This is a genomic window from Sphingobium sp. GW456-12-10-14-TSB1 (assembly GCF_059424385.1).
This window is the reverse complement of sequence record NZ_JBWKZI010000002.1, coordinates 854,425-870,982: the sequence shown is the minus strand read 5'-3', so window position 1 is coordinate 870,982 and position 16,558 is coordinate 854,425. Positions and strand designations below refer to the sequence as shown.

Here is a 16,558-nt window from a genome sequence, read left to right as displayed (position 1 = left end):
CCCCTCAGCCAATTGCCCAAAGCGTGCAGACCCGATAACGGACAATCTTTCCAGACCGTCAACGGACCTTCTGTCATGAGCCAAACTGCCGAGCCTCAGCTCCACTATATTTCCAACGACGCCTTTGTCGCCGACGTGCAAATGCTGGCGCGACAGGTTGAACAGGGCGACTGGACGCCCGATTTCATCATCGGCATCGGCCGTGGCGGGCTGGTGCCTGCGGTCTATATCTCGCATCAGACCGAATTGCCGATGCTGTCGATCGACCATAGTTCAAAGGTACCCGGCTTTGCTGACGAACTGCTGGCCAAGGTCGCGGCGAAGAGCGCGGCAGGCCAGCGATTGCTGTTCGTCGACGACATCAACGATAGCGGCGGCACGATCGATTATGTGCGGCGGTTGCTGGCCGACAATGGCTGCAATGGCGACAATCTGCGCTTTGCCGTCATCATCACCAACAGCCGATCGCGCGTGACGGTGGACTATTGGGCGGAGATGATCGACCGGGACGAAGACAAGCGCTGGTTCGTGTTTCCCTGGGAAGCGGTCGGTGCAAAGGGTACGATCGTTGAAGAGGCGCGTTCCGTGCCGGAACGGCTGGCCTGATGCGGATCTGCGTTTATCTCGGCTCCTCGCCCGGCAACTCGCCTGTCTATCGCGAAGCCGCCGAGCGGGTCGGCACGCTGCTGGCCGAGCGGGGCATTGGCCTGGTTTATGGCGGCGGGACCGTCGGGCTGATGGGTGTGATCGCCGATACGGTCTGCGCTGCGGGCGGCGAGGTGATCGGCGTCATTCCCGAAGCGCTGCGCGCGCGCGAACATGACCATCCGGGTATCACGCAACTGCATGTCGTCAAGACGATGCATGAGCGCAAGGCGATGATGGCGAAATTTGCCGACGGTTTCCTGTGCCTGCCTGGCGGCATCGGGACGCTGGAGGAGATATTCGAGGCCTGGTGCTGGTCGCAGCTTGGCTATCATGAAAAGCCGTGCGGGCTGCTCAACGTCAATGGTTTCTATACGCCCATGTCGACCTTCATCGATTCTGTCGTTGCGGAGGGTTTCCTCCAGCCCCGGCATCGGGCGATGCTGCTGATCGACAATGACCCGGACATATTGCTGGACCGCATGGCGCAATATCTGCCGCCGCAGACAGAGCATTGGCTGGGCGACGACGACGTTTAGCCGATGGTGTCGATCAGGGCGGGCAGTTCGGCCAGCCGATCGATCTGGCGGAAGCGGGGATGGTCGGCGGGCGTGTCGGCGATTTCATGGACCCACGCCCCCTCCTGCGGGATATAGGCGGCCCAGGCGCCAGCCTCCAGCGCGGGGCGGATGTCCGACCGCAGCGAATCCCCCGCCATGATGGCTTCGTGCGGGGCGGCGCCATATTGGCCGAACACACGGCGGAACGTATTTTCGGTCTTGTCGCTGACGATCTCAATGCCGCTGAACAGGTCGCCCAGGCCTGAAGCTGCGAGTTTCGATTCCTGGTGCAACAGGTCGCCCTTCGTCACCAGCACGAGCCGACCCCGGTGGGCCAGCGCGTCGAGCGTGTCGGCGACATCGTCGAACAGGTCGACCGGATGGGCCAGCAGCGCGCGCCCGGCCGCCAGAATATCCTCGATCATCGATTTGGAAATCTGGTCCCCAGCCAATTCCGCTGCGGTCTCGATCATCGAAAGCGTGAAGCCCTTGGCCCCATAGCCATAAAGTTTGAGATTGCGCCCTTCACAGGCATTGAGCGTGTCGCGGGCGATGTCGGCGTCGGCAAAGGGCTGGAGCATCGCCACCAGCGCCTCTTCGGTCGCGTTGAAATGCCGCATATTGTGCCAGAGGGTGTCGTCGGCATCCAGGCAGATGAGCTTGATTGTCATGTCCTTATCCTAGCGTTGAGCAGCGGGACTGGCTGTTATAATCGACATAGAGCGTCGATCGTCGCGAACAGCGAGAGAAGGACTCCAGGCAGCCTCATAACAGGGCATCCAACCGTTCCAGATGGGCGGCGATGGCATCGGGCGGCAGGAAGGAGCCGGTGAAGCTGTTTCGGGCAAGCTGACCCAACTGCGCCCTGGTGAGCCCACGCGCTACGGCGGCCGCGCGATAATTGTCGGCGATATAGCCGCCAAAATAGGCGGGATCGTCCGAGTTGATCGTCGCGCGCAGGCCGCGGTCCAGCATCCGGTCGATCGGATGGTTGACCAGATCATCGACCACGCACAGCTTGAGGTTGGAGAGCGGGCAGACCGTGAGCGTCATGCCTTCGCGTGCCAGCCGGTCGACCAGCGCATCATCCTCCAGCGCGCGATTGCCATGGTCGATCCGGTCGACCTGAAGCAGGTCGAGCGCCTGATAGACATAGGCGGGCGGCCCTTCCTCTCCGGCATGGGCCGTGAGGCGCAGGCCCATTGCCCTCGCCGCGGCAAAAACACGGGCGAATTTTTCGGGTGGATGGCCGGTTTCGGATGAATCGAGGCCGACGGCGGCGATCTGGTCGAGCCAGGGCTCGGCGGCGGCCAGCGTTTCGAAGGCCGCCTCTTCGCTCAGATGACGCAGGAAGGAGAGGATGAGCGCGCTGCTGATCCCATGGCGCGCCTGCGCGTCGGCCATGGCGGACAGCAGGCCCTCGATAACCGTGGCGAAAGGGATGCCCCGATCTGTATGGGTCTGCGGATCGAACATGAGTTCGGCATGAACCACGCCATCCGCCGCCGCGCGATCGAAATAGGCAGCGGCGAGATCGTGGAAATCCCGCTGCGTCCGCAGCACGTCTGCCCCGGCATAATAGATGTCGAGAAAATCCTGCAAATTGCCAAAGGCATAGGCCGCACGGACATCCTCCACGCTGGCATAGGGAATGGCGACGCCGTTGCGCTCGGCCAGCGCGAACATGAGTTCCGGCTCCAGACTGCCTTCGATATGCAGATGAAGTTCAGCCTTGGGCAGGGCGCGGATGAAGCTGTCGAGATCAGTCATGATGCTGTGCCTTGTCGGTTCCAGGCGCATTGGCCCATGATGTAGGTCCGCGCGATGGCGCGGTCGTCGCCCAGGATTTGCAACGCGAAGAGGCGCTCTGCAAGCGTGGCCTTTGCCGTGCGACGCGCCAGTAACGGCGTGGCCGCACAGTCGAGCAGAACGAAATCCGCTTCCTGCCCCGGCTCCAACCCGCCGACCCGATCGTCGATATGCAGAAGCGTAGCGCTGCCCGCTGTCGCCAGATAAAGGGCGCGGAAGGGATCGAGCGGGTAATCGCGCGACAGGGCGGCCTGATAGGCAAGACCCGCCGTATGGAGCAGTGAAAAGGATGTGCCCGCGCCGACATCGGTGCCAAGGCCAATCCGTACGCCATGGGCATCGGCCTGACCAAAGTTGAAAAAGCCTGAGCCCAGGAACAGGTTGGAACTGGGGCAGACGGCGATTCCAGCGCCGCTTTCCGCGAGGCGGGTGCAGGCATGGTCCGACAGGTGGACGCCATGGGCAAAAACCGACCGGGCACCGACCAGACCAAAGCGGTCATAGACATCGAGATAGTCGCGTGCCGTCGGGAAGCGGTCAGCCACGGCGGAACATTCGCGGAGATTTTCGGCCAGATGCGTGTGCAGCAATATGTCGGGGTGATCGGCCAGCAATGCGCCGGCGACCTGCAACTGCGCGTCCGACGACGTGAGGGCGAAGCGCGGCGTCACGGCATAGCCCAGCCGTCCCTGCCCCCGCCAGCGGCGGATCAGCGCTTCGCTTTCGTCCCGCCCGCTTTCCGGCATGTCCGCCAGCCCGTCCGGCCCCAGATCCATCAAGATCTTGCCTGATAGAATGCGCATGTTCCGGTCGAGCGCTGCGTCGAACAGCGCGTCGACCGAATGCGCGTGAACGGTAGGAAAGACAAGCGCGCTGGTCGTGCCGTTGCGCAGCAACTCGTCCAGAAACAGGTTCGCCAGGCTGGCGGCATGGGCGCGATCAGCAAACGCCTTTTCCGCAGGAAAAATATGGCGATCCAGCCAGTCAAGCAACTGTTCGCCGTGCGAGGCGATATGATCCATCTGCGCATAATGGACATGGGCGTCGATGAAGCCGGGGACGACAAGGCCGGGGAGATGATCGATCGGGATGCCCGGATAGCTGGGGGCCAGACTTGCATAGTCGCCACGTGCGACGATGAGGCCGTCCTCCACAATGAACAACCCATCCGGTTCGTAGCGAACGGCATCAGGATGACGATGCGGATCGCGCGACACTGACAGCATTTCGCCGCGAAAGCCCTTGATCCCCTTGGCCATCTGCATCATGCCGCCCTCAATTGCAGCAGTTGGGCCAGGACGGCGATGGCGATGACATCGGGTTCCTTGCCCATGACCCCCGGCACGCCGATCGGCGAGGTCAACCGGGCGCGGGCCTGTGCATCGATGCCATCGCGCGTCAGCCGCGCATGGAAACGCGCGCCCTTGGTGGCGGAGCCGATCAGGCCGACATAGGCGCAGGGCGGACGGCTCAACGCAGCCTGGGTCAGGCGATAGTCGAGGCCATGGTCATGCGTCAGGATGAGAATGGCGGCATCGTCAGGCGCGTCGGCCACACATTGCTCTATTGCTGCCTCCGGCACGACGGCGACCCCATCGATCGTTTCGAAAACCGGGCGCGTGTCGAACCAGGACAGGCGGAATGGCAGGTTTGCAGCGTGGCGGGCGATTGCCTGACCGACATGACCCGCACCAAACAGATAGAGCGGCCGACGGTACTGACCGATAATTTCCGCCAGACAGTCGCCCGCGCGGGGACGGTCCCCCCGCGCCGACGGGGGCGACGGCACGGCATGATCGCCCACATGCCTTTCCACCCGGTCGGATTGGAACGTCGAAACGAGAATTCGATCGTCCGCGGCATCCGCCAGCCAGCCCATGGCGCCGGGATCGCAATGTTCAATGAGCAACCGTACCCGACCGCCGCAACATTGGCCCAGCAGCGGCCCAAGCGGATAATCCTGCACCCGCCACTGACCCGGCGGCAGCGCCAATATGGCGCGCGCCTGTTCGACCGCGCGATATTCGAGCTGACCGCCGCCAATGGTGCCATGCAGCCCCTGATGCGTGACCAGCATGCGCGTCCCCGTCCCACGCGGCGCGGAGCCTTCGCTGCCCAGGATGGTGATCAGTGCGCTTGGTGTCTTGCCTGCAAAGTGCCGCAGCCAGTCCAGCCACTCGCTCATCGCGCGCGATGCTCGCTGACCGCACGCAATATGCGTTCGGGCGTGGCGGGGGCGTCAAGGCGGGGCAGCGCGCGAACATCCGGCGCAACCGCCGCCACGGCGCGGGTCAGGGCGGAAAAGACCGAGATGGCGAGCATGAAGGGCGGCTCACCGACCGCCTTGGACCGATTGATTGTCGGCTCCACATTCTCCCCGTCCCACAGGCTGATCGTCATATGGGCGGGGCGATCCGACGCGGTCGGGATTTTGTAGGTCGCTGGCGAATGGGTGAGCAAGCGGCCCTGATCGTCAAAGACCAGTTCCTCGGTCGTCAGCCAGCCCTGCCCCTGAATGAAGCCGCCCTCGATCTGGCCGATGTCGATCTGGCGATTGAGCGAACGGCCAACATCATGGAGAATGTCGACGGCCAGCACCTTATGCTCGCCGGTCAGCGTGTCGATCGCGACTTCGGACACGGCAGCGCCATAGGCGAAATAATAGAAGGGGCGTCCCTGATGCGCTTGCCGGTCATAGGCAATGTCGGGCGTCGCATAATAGCCGGTGGCGGCAAGCGAAACGCGGCCAATATGCGCTTTGCGACACAGATGCGCAAAGGTCAGCCGCTCGGTGCCCGCGATCACGCCTTCGGGGGTAAAATGCACCTCGCTGTCGGGGCAGCCGAAGGTGCGGGCAAGGAACCCGGTCAGCCGTTCGCGGATCGTCATCGCCGCCTGATAGGCGGCCATGCCGTTCAGGTCCGCACCGGACGAGGCGGCGGTGGCCGATGTATTGGGCACCTTGTCGGTGCGCGTGGCGGTGATCCGCACCCGGTCGATCGGCACGGCAAAGACGTCGGCGACGACCTGCGCCACCTTGATATACAGCCCCTGCCCCATTTCCGTGCCGCCATGATTGATCTGGATCGACCCGTCGGCATAGACCAGCACCAGCGCGCCGGCCTGATTGAGGTGCGTGGTCGTAAAGCTGATCCCGAACTTGACCGGGGTTAGGGCTATGCCACGCTTGATGATCGGGCTGGTGGCGTTGAAGGCATCGATTGCGGCACTGCGCGCGTCATAACGGGCGTCGGCGCGCAACCGGGCGATAAGTTGCGGTGCGATATTGTCCGCGATGGTCATGCCATAAGGCGCGACATCGCGACCGGGACCATAGAGATTGGCGCACCGCACCGCCAGCGGATCATGACCCAGATGCGCGGCAACATCGTCCATGACGCGCTCTATCGCCAGCATCCCCTGCGGCCCGCCGAAGCCACGAAAGGCCGTGTCGGACACGGTGTTGGTCTTGAGCCGTTCCGACAGGATTTCAACATCCGGCAGCCAATAGCAATTGTCGGCATGGAACATCGCCCGGTCGTTGATCGCGGGGGACAGATCGACCGTGGCGCCGCAGCGAGAGGCGAGACGCAAATGCAGCGCCAGTACATGGCCCTGCGCGTCGAAACCGACATCATAGGTGACGCGGAAGGCGTGCCGCTTGCCCGTCATCACCATGTCATCGTCCCGGTCGCAGCGGAATTTGGCGGGGCGGCCCGTTTTGTCCGCGACCAGCGCGGCCGCCGCGGCGAACAGAGCCGCCTGCGTTTCCTTGCCACCAAAGGCGCCGCCCATGCGGCGTACCTCCACCGTCACGTCGGCGGAGCGGCGATGCAGCATATGGGCGACCAGATGCTGGATTTCGCTGGGATGCTGGGTGGAACAGAGCAGATGAATCTGGCCATCTTCGCCCGGTGTCGCGACAGCGACCTGCCCCTCCAGATAGAAATGATCCTGCCCGCCCATATCGAAGCTGCCAGTCATGCGATGGGGCGCGCTGGCCAGCGCAGCAGCAGCATCGCCGCGCGCCATCCGCTGGGTCGGTTCGATCAGTGACTTGGCCGCCTGCGCCGCCGCGATCGTCAGGCAGGCGGGCAATGGTTCATAGTCTATACTGGCGAGGCGGGCGGCCTTGCGCGCCGCGCGCTGGCTGGTGGCGGCGACCAGGAAGATGGCTTGTCCAACGCAGATCACTTCGCCATCGGCCAGCAGCCGATCGTCGCCTGCGACCGGACTGACATCATTCGCGCCGGGGATGTCGGCGGCGGTAAAGACATGCACGACACCTTCGGCCGCCCGGACGGCAGACAGGTCCATGGACCGGATGCGGGCATGGGCATGGGCGCTCTGGCCAAAAGCCAGATGGAGCATGTCGACAGGTTCCGGCCCGTCATCGGCATAGCGGGCCGCGCCCGTGACATGGAGCGGCGCGCTGTCATGCGGGTGTGAGGGCTTGGGCAGAACATGCCATGCAGGATCGCGATCAGCCATGGACGGCTTCCAGACCAAGCACCGACACGGCCTGCCCCTGTTCCCGGTGCCAGAGGCGCAGCAGCAGATTGGCGGCGGCGTCGAGGCGATAGGCAGCGGACCCGCGAACGTCGGAGAGGGGGGCATAGTCGGCGCGCAGCGCGTCAGCCGCCTTTTCCACCGTCGCCAGCGTGAAAGGCTGACCCGTCAGCGCGGCTTCGCACATCGGCGCCCGGCGCGGCGTGGCCGCCATGCCGCCAAAGGCGACACGCGCGCCGGTCACGATCCCGTCAGCGACGGCCAGATGAAATGCACCGCAGACCGCTGAAATATCGCTGTCGAAGCGGCGGGACAATTTGGCGATATGGATGATGGCTTGGGAATCGGGTCGCGGAATCCACAGGCTTTCGACAAATTCCCAGGGGCGACGATCCTGCTTGCCATAGTCGAGGAAATAGTCCTCCAGCGCCATCGTCCGTCGCCCGTCCCGGCTGCGCAACGTCAGTTCCGCCCCAAGCGCGATGAATGCGGGCGGACCATCCCCGATGGGCGATCCATTGGCGATATTGCCGCCGACCGTCCCGGCATTGCGCACCTGAAGCCCGCCGATCCGGCGGGTAAGTTCGCCCAGATCGGGATGAAGGCGGGCAAAGGCGGCGTGGGCGTCGGCATAGCGCACCCCCGCGCCCAGCCGGACGCCTGCAGGGCTTTCCTCGATCGTCTGTAATTCGGTAACGTCGCCCAGAAAGATCAGCGTGTCGATGCTCCGCAATCCCTTCGTCACCCAAAGGCCCACATCGGTGGCGCCCGCGACCATGCGCGCATCGGGATGGTCGGCGAGCAGGTCAGCAAGCTCGGCTCCACTGCGCGGCGCGAACCAGCGGCGATCGCCATGCTGGCCTGATGCTGCGGGCCGCTCGCGCAACGCCTTCAGCGCGACCGCGGTTGCCGTGTCGTCCCGCTCCAGCGGCCCGGTGGCATCGGCTGCGGCCAGGATGGGGCCATAGCCTGTGCAACGGCACAGATTGCCCGCCAGCACGTCGGCGACCGGCAGGTCATGCCCACTTGCCCCGACGCAGCGACCATAGAGCGACATGACGAACCCCGGCGTGCAAAAGCCGCATTGCGAACTGCCATTGGCAGCCATGCATGCCTGCAACGGATTAAGCGCGCCGGCGGGCGCCAGGCTTTCGACGGTCAGCAGTGCGCGACCATCCAGCATCGGCAAGAACAGGATGCAGGCATTGACCGCGCGCCAGACGATAGCGTCGCCATCCAGATCGCCAACCAGCACGGTGCAGGCACCGCAATCGCCCTCCGCGCAGCCCTCCTTGGTGCCGGTGCGGCGCATCCTGTAGCGCAGATGATCGAGCAGGGTAGCGGTGGGATCGACATCGGCGATCTCGACCAGATCGCCATCCAGCAGGAATTGCACGCTCATTTCAACTGCCCCGATAGGTTGAATAGCCATAGGGCGAGACGAGCAAGGGGACGTGATAATGGCTCCCATCGGCAATGCCGAAATCGATGATGACGGAGTCGAGGAAGGGCGGATCGGCCAGCGCAACGCCGCGCCCGGCAAAATAGCGGGCAATCGCGAATTCCAGCCGATAGCGCCCCGGCGCGACCGGCGGCAGGCCGGGGCAGCGGCCATCGGCATCAGTCACACCGGCGAACAGGATCGTCCCGTCGCTATGGAGCAGGCGCAGCGCGACGTCGGCGGCGGGGCAGCCATGGCTGGTGTCGAGGACATGGGTGGAAAGGCTGGCCATCATGCTGCCTCCTCTTGGGGTTTTGGCCACTGCCCGACAAATTCCGCTTCATCATAGGCCAGCAGGTCAGCGACCAGCGCGGTGCGGTCATCCAGGAAAAGCTGGTCGGTGATGCCGCGCAGCAGCCGGGGCAGCGCGGTTTGCAGGCCCGACAGGGCGGATGCCGACAGGCCAAGGCTGATGAGCGCTGAATAGTTGAAGGCGAACAGTCCGTGCAGCGCCGCTGCGCCAGCTTCGGTCCGGGGTATCAGTTCAAAGCCCTCGCCCAGATAAGGATGCGTATCGATCAGCGCATTGGCGCCGCCGGGCGGAGGGGTGAAACGATCGGCCCAGCGCGCGATATGCGGCGCGACCGCGCCCAGTTCGCTGCGCAGGCCGGGGTCGCTGACAAGGCCGGTCGACAGGATCACGAAATCGAACGCATACGCACCCTGCGGCGTGGTCACGCATACCTGATCGTCGATCAGATCGACCGACAGCCAGGGCGCGCCCAGATGAAGGTCGAAGCCGGGCCAGGCGGCTGCGCGATCGAACGTGTCGTTGGTGGGCGGCTGGTTATGGCCAAGAAACGACGCCATCACCGCATATTTGTCCGCGTCTGACAGCGCGGGATAGCGGCCGGTGAAACCGACCCGTTCCATGAAGCGGATCGGGTTGATGCGCGGCAGCACGGGGCGGCGTATGAAGACATGCGCCTCACCCACGCCGAGGCTCAGCGCCGCATTGGCATTGTCGAAGGCCGAGGCCCCTCCCCCCAATATGCCGATGCGCTTGCCAGCGAGCGCGGCAAAGTCGATCGGTTCGCTGGTATGGGCGTAGCGGTCGCGGGGCAGGGCGTCGCGGATCATGGCGGGCGCGTGCCATTCGCCACCGCCCTGTATGCCGGTCGCCAGCACCACCTTGCGCGCCAGTAGCGGCGGCTGACCGTCCAGATGCAGGCGGTGAACGCCATCCTCCATCGGCTCGATCAGGGAGAGTTTGGTGTCGTTGCGCACTGGCAGGTTCAAGACGCGACGATACCAGCGCAGATAGGCCATCCAGTCGCCACGCGCGATCTTGTCGACCGCCTCCCAGCCCGCCGCGCCATGCTGCGCTTCCCACCAGGCGCGATAGGTCAGCGCCGGAATACCGAAATCGATGGGGTTGAGTTCCTTGGGCGTGCGCAGGGTTATCATCCGCGCATAAGTGTCCCATGGACCTTCCAGCCCGGCAGGATTTTCGTCGATGACCAGGATGTTGGACACACGCTCGCGCAGCAGGCCAAAGGCTGCGGCCAGGCCGCTCTGCCCGCCGCCGACGATGATGACGTCATGGACATGCCCGTTCGGATGGGTGCGCGGACGGGTCCAGTCGGCGCCGCCATGGCCGATCAGCACGAGTTGCCGGGCCAGCTCGGATTCCAGCGCGGCCAGGCTCATGCCATATCCTCCAGCCGCAGCCGGACGATCTCGCCAATCTGGGCAAGCGCGGTTGCGATCTCTTCGTCGCGCCCATGGCTGAGCCGCTGCTCCATGGCGGCCAATATACCCGCCTTGTCGGTCAGCCGCACGCAGATGATGAAGGGGAAATCGAAGCGCGCGCTATAGGCCGCGTTCAAGGCGTGGAACCGTGCATATTCTTGGCTGGTCAGTCGATCCAAACCCGCCGACGCCTGTTCAGCGGCGGAGGCATCGGTCAGTGTCTTGTCAATCGCCGCCTTGCCCGCCAGTTCAGGATGCGCGCGGATCAGCGCCAATTGTTCGTCGGGCGTCGCGTCATGGACAACCGCCATCAGGTCGGCATGGCGGTTGCCCGACGATGGCCGCGCGTCCGCCCGCGCCTCGACCCAGGGACTATGTTCGAACAGCGCAGTCAATGCGTATTGCCCTCCAGACTGACATGGGCCGATACGACCTTCCAGCCATCCGCGAATTTGACCCAGCTCTGGGTCTGGCGGCCACGCCGCTCGCTATTGTCGCGGAAAAATTCGGCGTCAGCGGTAGCGAAGCTGTCGCCATAGACGGTGATCGCCACCTTCCCCAGCTTGCGCTGCGGCGATCCGCCGCGGCCCTTGCGGAATTCGCGGATCTCTTCAATGCCATAGAGCACTTCGCCCACGCCATAACGGTTGGTGGTGGGCGCGTCATGGAACAGCCCGTCCATGGCGGGCACATCATCCGCCATCAGCGCGCGCTCATATTCCATGAAGGCAGCGGTGACTTCGGCGAGCAGGATCGGATCGTCTATGGTCATGCGGGGTGGACCTCCATCCAGTGGCGGGCAATGTCGATGCGCCGGGCGACCCAGGCATCGCCGCTGGCGATGACATGGTCCAGGAAGCGGGCGAGCGCGGCGGCGCGGGCCGGTCGCCCGGCGATGCGACCGTGCAGGCCGACCGACATCATCCGGCCACCCTCGGCACGCAGCTGATCGAACGTGTCGCGCAGATAGCGGAAGAACTGCTCGCCATCGGTAAAGCCGTTAAGCGCAACGCACTTCATGTCGTTGGCGTCGAGCGTGTAGGGGACGATCAGCTGCCCTTCTGCATAATAAGGCAGGTCGTCAGCATAGCTGTCCGCGTCATAGACGAAGCCACCTTCTTCGCGCACCAGCCGCGCGGTGTTGGGCGACGTGCGGCCCTGATACCAGCCGAGCGGGCGAGTGCCGGTCAGCTTTTCATGCAGCGCGATGGCCTGTGCGATATGGGCGCGTTCCACCTCTTCGGGGACATATTGATAGTCGATCCATTTAAGGCCGTGGCTGGCGATTTCCCAATTCGCCGCCAGCATGGCCTCTACCGCACCGGGGTTCATCGCCATGGCATTGGCGACGCCGAATATGGTCACGGGCAGGCCGCGTTCGGTGAACAGGCGATGCAAGCGCCAGAAACCGGCGCGGCTGCCATATTCATACAGGCTTTCCATCGCCATCGCCCGCGCCGGGTGGCTTGCCGCCCCGACCATGTCCGACAGGAAGGCTTCGGACCCCTTGTCGCCGTTGAGGACGCTATTTTCCGCGCCTTCTTCATAGTTGACGACGAACTGGACCGCGATGCGCGCGCCACCGGGCCAGCGCGGGTCAGGCGGGTGCTGGCCATAGCCGATGAGATCGCGATTCATGAACGCATTCCCCACATAAATCCTCCCCCTTTGGGGGAGGGGGACCGTTCGCGAAGCGAATGGTGGAGGGGTGTTCCCCTATCGAGAGAAAGACACCCCTCCGTCTGGCCTGCGGCCAGCCACCTCCCCTGCAAGGGGAGGATGACATAATCGCGATCAACACTCATGCGTCCCACGCCTCCAACGCTGCCGGGACCGCTGCGCCGGGCGGCAGGGCGAAACCTTCACGCAGCAGACAAGCTTCCAGAGCGCCCAGTGTTATCAACACCTTATGCTTCATGGCATTGTAGCCCATCGCGCCCATCCGCCAGATGCGGCCCTGCAACGGCCCGAAGGCGGTGCCGATCTCAATTTCGAAATGATCGCGCATGGCGGCCCGGACCCGGTCATTATCGACGCCATCGGGGATGAACACGCCGGTCACATTGGTCATGCGATGGATGTCATCGCCAAACAAAGTAAGGCCCATGGCGCGCAACCCTGCGCTCATGGCCCGGCCTGCGGCGGCGTGGCGGGCATAGCGCGCCTCCAGCCCCTCCCCCAGCATCACGCGCGCACATTCCCGCGCTGCGTACAGCATGGATGTGGCTTCGGTATGATGGTTCAACCGCTTGTCGGACCAGTAATCCATGATCATGGCGAGGTCGAAATAGTTGGAACCGATACGCGGACCTGCGCCATCGACGCTGTCGGCGCTGCGGATGCCCGCTTCGGTATGACGGCGAGCAAAAATATGATCAGCCGCGCGATCCGAAATGGTGATGGGGGCAGAACCGGACGGGCCGCCGAGGCATTTTTGCAGCCCGCCGGTCACGACATCGACGCCCCATCGATCGGCAGCAATTTCCATGCCACCGATAGTGGCGGTCGCATCGACATAGCAGAGCGCGCCAGCCGCCCGGCACAGGTCGCCAAGGCCATCGAGCGGCTGGGCCATGGTCGTGGACGTGTCGCCATGAACGCAAGCCACGATCCTGGGGCCGGTGCGGGCGATGGCGGCGGCGATCGCCTCCATCGGCACGACTTCGCCCCAGGGCGCGTCGACGGTTTCGATGACCGCGCCGATACGGGTCAATATTTCACGCAGCAGCAGCCCGAAGCGACCAAAGTCGATCACCAGCACCGTGTCGCCCGGCGCGACCAGCGACACCAGCGCCGCCTCTATTCCCGCGCGGGCTGTCCCGTCGATCAACATGGTCCATTGGTTCTGCGTGCCGAAAATCGGGCGATAGAGCGCCATGACCTGGTTCATATAGCCGGTCATTTCCGGGTCGAACTGACCCAGCAGATCGGCCGCCATGGCGCGCAGCACGCGGGGATGGGCGTTGACCGGCCCCGGCCCCATCAACAGGCGTTGCGGCGGGTCGATTTCGCCAAAGAGCAGAGGATCAAGCGGGGTCAAATGTCGCTCCCAATCGGTCGATAAAGCCAAGCATGACCTGCAATGCCACATCAACGTCGGCGGGGTCGACATGTTCGGCCGGATTATGGCTGATACCGTGCCGACAACGGATGAAGAGCATGGCCGTAGGACAGAGCGCTGCCATGACCATGGCGTCATGCCCCGCCCCCGATACAAGGCGGCGGACCGGATGCCCCACAGCCGCGATGGCGGCGTCCATCAGGTCCATGAGCGCCACGTTGCACGGGCTGGCGGGCAGGTCGTGGACGCGCTGGATCGCGAAATCGAGATCGCGGCGATCGGCTATGCCGGCCAGCGCATCGCATATAGCTTCCGCGGCCCGATCACGACGCGCCGCGTCACCTGATCTTATGTCGATCGTGAAGCGGACTTCGCCTGCTATGACATTGGGCGCGCCCGGCATCGCCTCTATCCGTCCCACCGTCGCGACCAGATCGGACGCATCGGCGCGGGCGATCCCCTCGATCGCCAGGATCATTTCGGCAGCGCCAGCCAGCGCATCGCGCCGCAGCGGCATCGAACTCGTGCCCGCATGACCGGCCATGCCCCTGACGATCGCCTGATAGCGCAATTGGGCGGCGATCCCGGTCACTGTCCCAACGGCCAGTCCCTCGGCCTCCAGCACCGGCCCCTGTTCGATATGGGCTTCAAGATAGGCAAGGGTGGAGCCGGGCGCGCGGGCCGCGGACAGATAGTTGGACAGGTTGACGCCCGCATGCGCCAGCGCCACACCGTCCGCATCCACAAGATCGAGTGCGTCGAGAGCCAAAGTCCCGGCAACTGCACGACTGGTGAGCATGGCTGCGGGAAAGCGAGACCCTTCCTCATCCCCAAAAGCAATGACTTCGATCGGGAAAGGCGGGCGCTGGCCGTTCTGTTGCAGGGTCGCCACGGCCTCGACACCCAGCATGATGCCAAGCGGCCCATCATAGCGCCCCCCATCGCGCACGCTGTCGAGATGGCTGCCAATGAGCAGAGTGGGCGCGCCAGGCAACGTGCCTTCATAGCGACCAATAAGGTTGGCGGCGGCATCGCGGCGCACGGCCATGCCCGCCTGCGCCATCCATCCGGCGAGCGCTTCCTGCGCCGCGGCATAGGCCTTGGTCAGATAGCCGCGATAGAGACCATGCGCCATGTCGCTATAGGGCGCGACGCCCAGTGCGTCGCAGCGCGCCACCGCTCTTGCGCCTCCGCTCACCATGCCGCCACCTGTCCGTCGCTGCGCGGATCGGTCGCCCCATCCAGGCGGCCATCGCCATGGCGAACGATCGCCCCGGCATGGCCCATCATCGCGGTCAGCGGCCCGACCCGCTCGACATCATGGCCTGCCGCTGCAAGATCGGTGTAGAGCTTGTCGTCGAACCCGTCCTCCAGCTTCAATGTCGTGCTGTTCTCGCCCCATGTCCGCCCCAGCAGCCAGCGGGGCGCGCTGATCGCCTGCTGGAGATCGACGCCGAAACGGGCGTAGCGGGAGAAGAGCGCAGCCTGGGTCTGGGGCTGCCCCTCCCCGCCCATCGTGCCATAGGCCATGAGGCGCCCATCATCGAAACGGGCAAGCGCGGGGTTGAGCGTATGGAACGGCTTGCGTCCGGGCCGAAGCGCGTTCCAGCCGTCCGCTGCCAGACGAAAGCTGCTGCCCCGGTTCTGCCAGGTGATGCCGGTGCGCGGCAGCACCAGCCCCGATCCGAACTCGAAGTAGGTGGACTGGATGGCGCTTACCATCCGCCCGTCCTTGTCTGCGGCGGCGAACCAGCATGTGTCCCCCTGTGCCGACGGGCGAGGCCAGGGCATGGCGCGGGCCGGGTCGATCGAGGCAGCGATGGTGTCCAGCGCGGCGGGATCATCGAGCAGTCCCTGATAGTCGAAATCATGGAAAGCGGGGTCGCCGACATGGGTATCGCGCAGCAGGAAGGCCTGCTTGGTCGCCTCGACCAGGCCGTGAACATGATCAAAGCCGTCCGCCTGAACCGCGCGCAACCGGTCGAACAAGGCGAGGATCATCAGCGACGCAAAGCCCTGCGTCGGCGGGGCGCTGTTGTAGAGGTCAATGCCGGTGATGCGGGTCTTGAGCGGCGCGGGTCGGCTTGCCTGATGCGCGGCCAGATCATCGCGACCAACCGGGCTGCCCAACTCCGCCAGATCCAGCGCGACCATATCGGCCAGCGCGCCGGCGTAGAAATCGGTCGGGCCATCGTCGGCGATCCGCCGCAGCGTCGCGGCGAGGGCGGGCTGGCGCAGCCTGTCGCCTTCGCGCAAGGGGCGGCCTTCCGGCTCGAAGATAGCGGCATAGGCGCCGGGCTGGATGCGCAGCTCCGCGCCCTTGGCCGCTGCGATGGCCGCGCCGCCGCTGGTCACCGCTACGCCAGTATCGGCATGGTGGATGGCGTCGCGCAACAGACGGGACAGGGGCAGCCTGCCCCCACCGCTTTCCAGTATCGCCGCCCAGCCAGACACCGTCCCCGCCACCGTATTGGCGGCAAGCGGCCCGCGTGTGGGCACCGCGTCCATCCCGGCATAGAGGCCAAGGTCTGCGCGCGCTGCGGCCCCGCCGCAGCCATGGACGCTGTGGACTGCGCCATCCGGCTCGGCAACCAGCCAGAAACTGTCCCCGCCGATGCCGGTCATGTGGGGATAGACCACAGCCAGCGTGGCTGCGACGGCAACCGCGGCTTCAACGGCGTTGCCGCCGTCCTTCAGCACGTCGCAACCCGCCTGCGCCGCCAGAAAATGGGGGGCGGTTACCATACCGTTCGTGCCGCTGATGGTGGAAAGCGCCATCGT

At 64.8% G+C, this 16,558-nt stretch carries 16 protein-coding genes; 2 read left to right on the top strand and 14 right to left on the bottom strand.

What is annotated here, in order from left to right; genetic code table 11:
- The first annotated feature begins 75 nt into the window (after positions 1–75).
- Together AC07X9_RS21215 and AC07X9_RS21210 are read left to right on the top strand one after the other, a co-directional pair.
- Positions 76–606, top strand: coding sequence for a phosphoribosyltransferase (locus tag AC07X9_RS21215; protein ID WP_017182002.1), 531 nt, complete (start codon positions 76–78; stop codon positions 604–606).
- The gene (locus AC07X9_RS21210) at positions 606–1,184 is read left to right on the top strand and encodes an LOG family protein (protein WP_017182003.1); all 579 of its coding nucleotides are present in this window, start codon (positions 606–608) and stop codon (positions 1,182–1,184) included. The genes AC07X9_RS21215 and AC07X9_RS21210 overlap by 1 nt, the downstream gene beginning before the upstream one ends.
- On the opposite strand, the gene AC07X9_RS21205 is transcribed toward AC07X9_RS21210, so the two are convergent.
- From AC07X9_RS21205 to AC07X9_RS21140, 14 genes are all read right to left on the bottom strand, one after another.
- Positions 1,181–1,876, bottom strand: a complete 696-nt coding sequence (locus AC07X9_RS21205; protein ID WP_017182004.1) for an HAD family hydrolase — start codon at positions 1,874–1,876, stop codon at positions 1,181–1,183. The two genes, AC07X9_RS21210 and AC07X9_RS21205, sit on opposite strands and share 4 nt — an antisense overlap.
- 94 nt (positions 1,877–1,970) lie before the next feature.
- Positions 1,971–2,975, bottom strand: a complete 1,005-nt coding sequence (locus AC07X9_RS21200; RefSeq protein ID WP_086486371.1) for an adenosine deaminase — start codon at positions 2,973–2,975, stop codon at positions 1,971–1,973.
- Positions 2,972–4,282, bottom strand: a complete 1,311-nt coding sequence (gene guaD, locus AC07X9_RS21195) for a guanine deaminase (protein ID WP_017182006.1) — start codon at positions 4,280–4,282, stop codon at positions 2,972–2,974. Before guaD ends, AC07X9_RS21200 begins: the two co-directional genes overlap by 4 nt.
- Positions 4,279–5,199 (bottom strand): xanthine dehydrogenase accessory protein XdhC, encoded by a 921-nt coding sequence (gene xdhC / locus AC07X9_RS21190; protein ID WP_086486372.1) that lies wholly within the window; start codon positions 5,197–5,199, stop codon positions 4,279–4,281. Before xdhC ends, guaD begins: the two co-directional genes overlap by 4 nt.
- Entirely contained in the window at positions 5,196–7,505 is a 2,310-nt protein-coding gene (xdhB, locus tag AC07X9_RS21185) for a xanthine dehydrogenase molybdopterin binding subunit (protein ID WP_017182008.1), read from the bottom strand. Before xdhB ends, xdhC begins: the two co-directional genes overlap by 4 nt.
- Positions 7,498–8,925, bottom strand: a complete 1,428-nt coding sequence (gene xdhA / locus AC07X9_RS21180; RefSeq protein ID WP_017182009.1) for a xanthine dehydrogenase small subunit — start codon at positions 8,923–8,925, stop codon at positions 7,498–7,500. The genes xdhB and xdhA overlap by 8 nt, the downstream gene beginning before the upstream one ends.
- 1 nt (position 8,926) lies before the next feature.
- Complete coding sequence (uraH, locus tag AC07X9_RS21175; RefSeq protein WP_017182010.1) at positions 8,927–9,259, bottom strand: hydroxyisourate hydrolase; 333 nt, start codon at positions 9,257–9,259, stop codon at positions 8,927–8,929.
- Positions 9,256–10,674 (bottom strand): FAD/NAD(P)-binding protein, encoded by a 1,419-nt coding sequence (locus AC07X9_RS21170; RefSeq protein WP_017182011.1) that lies wholly within the window; start codon positions 10,672–10,674, stop codon positions 9,256–9,258. Before AC07X9_RS21170 ends, uraH begins: the two co-directional genes overlap by 4 nt.
- On the bottom strand, positions 10,671–11,111 hold the full coding sequence (gene uraD, locus AC07X9_RS21165; protein WP_017182012.1) for a 2-oxo-4-hydroxy-4-carboxy-5-ureidoimidazoline decarboxylase: 441 nt from the start codon (positions 11,109–11,111) through the stop codon (positions 10,671–10,673). Before uraD ends, AC07X9_RS21170 begins: the two co-directional genes overlap by 4 nt.
- Positions 11,108–11,488 carry an oxalurate catabolism protein HpxZ gene (gene hpxZ, locus AC07X9_RS21160; protein WP_017182013.1) on the bottom strand — a complete coding sequence of 127 codons (381 nt, stop codon included), beginning with the start codon at positions 11,486–11,488 and terminating at the stop codon, positions 11,108–11,110. The genes uraD and hpxZ overlap by 4 nt, the downstream gene beginning before the upstream one ends.
- Positions 11,485–12,354, bottom strand: coding sequence for an allantoinase PuuE (gene puuE / locus AC07X9_RS21155; protein ID WP_017182014.1), 870 nt, complete (start codon positions 12,352–12,354; stop codon positions 11,485–11,487). Before puuE ends, hpxZ begins: the two co-directional genes overlap by 4 nt.
- Before the next feature lie 163 nt (positions 12,355–12,517).
- Positions 12,518–13,756 carry a pyridoxal-phosphate-dependent aminotransferase family protein gene (locus tag AC07X9_RS21150; RefSeq protein ID WP_086486373.1) on the bottom strand — a complete coding sequence of 413 codons (1,239 nt, stop codon included), beginning with the start codon at positions 13,754–13,756 and terminating at the stop codon, positions 12,518–12,520.
- Positions 13,743–14,978: an allantoate amidohydrolase gene (locus tag AC07X9_RS21145; RefSeq protein WP_017181638.1), complete on the bottom strand. Its 1,236-nt coding sequence runs from the start codon at positions 14,976–14,978 to the stop codon at positions 13,743–13,745. Before AC07X9_RS21145 ends, AC07X9_RS21150 begins: the two co-directional genes overlap by 14 nt.
- Entirely contained in the window at positions 14,972–16,555 is a 1,584-nt protein-coding gene (locus tag AC07X9_RS21140; protein ID WP_017181637.1) for a gamma-glutamyltransferase family protein, read from the bottom strand. Before AC07X9_RS21140 ends, AC07X9_RS21145 begins: the two co-directional genes overlap by 7 nt.
- Between the last annotated feature and the right edge of the window lie 3 nt (positions 16,556–16,558).

Bases quoted from the DNA above. Each gene is read 5' to 3' on its own strand.
- AC07X9_RS21215 (WP_017182002.1), top strand. From the start codon at position 76: ATGAGCCAAACTGCCGAGCCTCAGCTCCACTATATTTCCAACGACGCC.
- AC07X9_RS21210 (WP_017182003.1), top strand. From the start codon at position 606: ATGCGGATCTGCGTTTATCTCGGCTCCTCGCCCGGCAACTCGCCTGTC.
- AC07X9_RS21205 (WP_017182004.1), bottom strand. From the start codon at position 1,876: ATGACAATCAAGCTCATCTGCCTGGATGCCGACGACACCCTCTGGCAC.
- AC07X9_RS21200 (WP_086486371.1), bottom strand. From the start codon at position 2,975: ATGACTGATCTCGACAGCTTCATCCGCGCCCTGCCCAAGGCTGAACTT.
- guaD (WP_017182006.1), bottom strand. From the start codon at position 4,282: ATGATGCAGATGGCCAAGGGGATCAAGGGCTTTCGCGGCGAAATGCTG.
- xdhC (WP_086486372.1), bottom strand. From the start codon at position 5,199: ATGAGCGAGTGGCTGGACTGGCTGCGGCACTTTGCAGGCAAGACACCA.
- xdhB (WP_017182008.1), bottom strand. From the start codon at position 7,505: ATGGCTGATCGCGATCCTGCATGGCATGTTCTGCCCAAGCCCTCACAC.
- xdhA (WP_017182009.1), bottom strand. From the start codon at position 8,925: ATGAGCGTGCAATTCCTGCTGGATGGCGATCTGGTCGAGATCGCCGAT.
- uraH (WP_017182010.1), bottom strand. From the start codon at position 9,259: ATGATGGCCAGCCTTTCCACCCATGTCCTCGACACCAGCCATGGCTGC.
- AC07X9_RS21170 (WP_017182011.1), bottom strand. From the start codon at position 10,674: ATGAGCCTGGCCGCGCTGGAATCCGAGCTGGCCCGGCAACTCGTGCTG.
- hpxZ (WP_017182013.1), bottom strand. From the start codon at position 11,488: ATGACCATAGACGATCCGATCCTGCTCGCCGAAGTCACCGCTGCCTTC.
- puuE (WP_017182014.1), bottom strand. From the start codon at position 12,354: ATGAATCGCGATCTCATCGGCTATGGCCAGCACCCGCCTGACCCGCGC.
- AC07X9_RS21145 (WP_017181638.1), bottom strand. From the start codon at position 14,978: ATGGTGAGCGGAGGCGCAAGAGCGGTGGCGCGCTGCGACGCACTGGGC.
- AC07X9_RS21140 (WP_017181637.1), bottom strand. From the start codon at position 16,555: ATGGCGCTTTCCACCATCAGCGGCACGAACGGTATGGTAACCGCCCCC.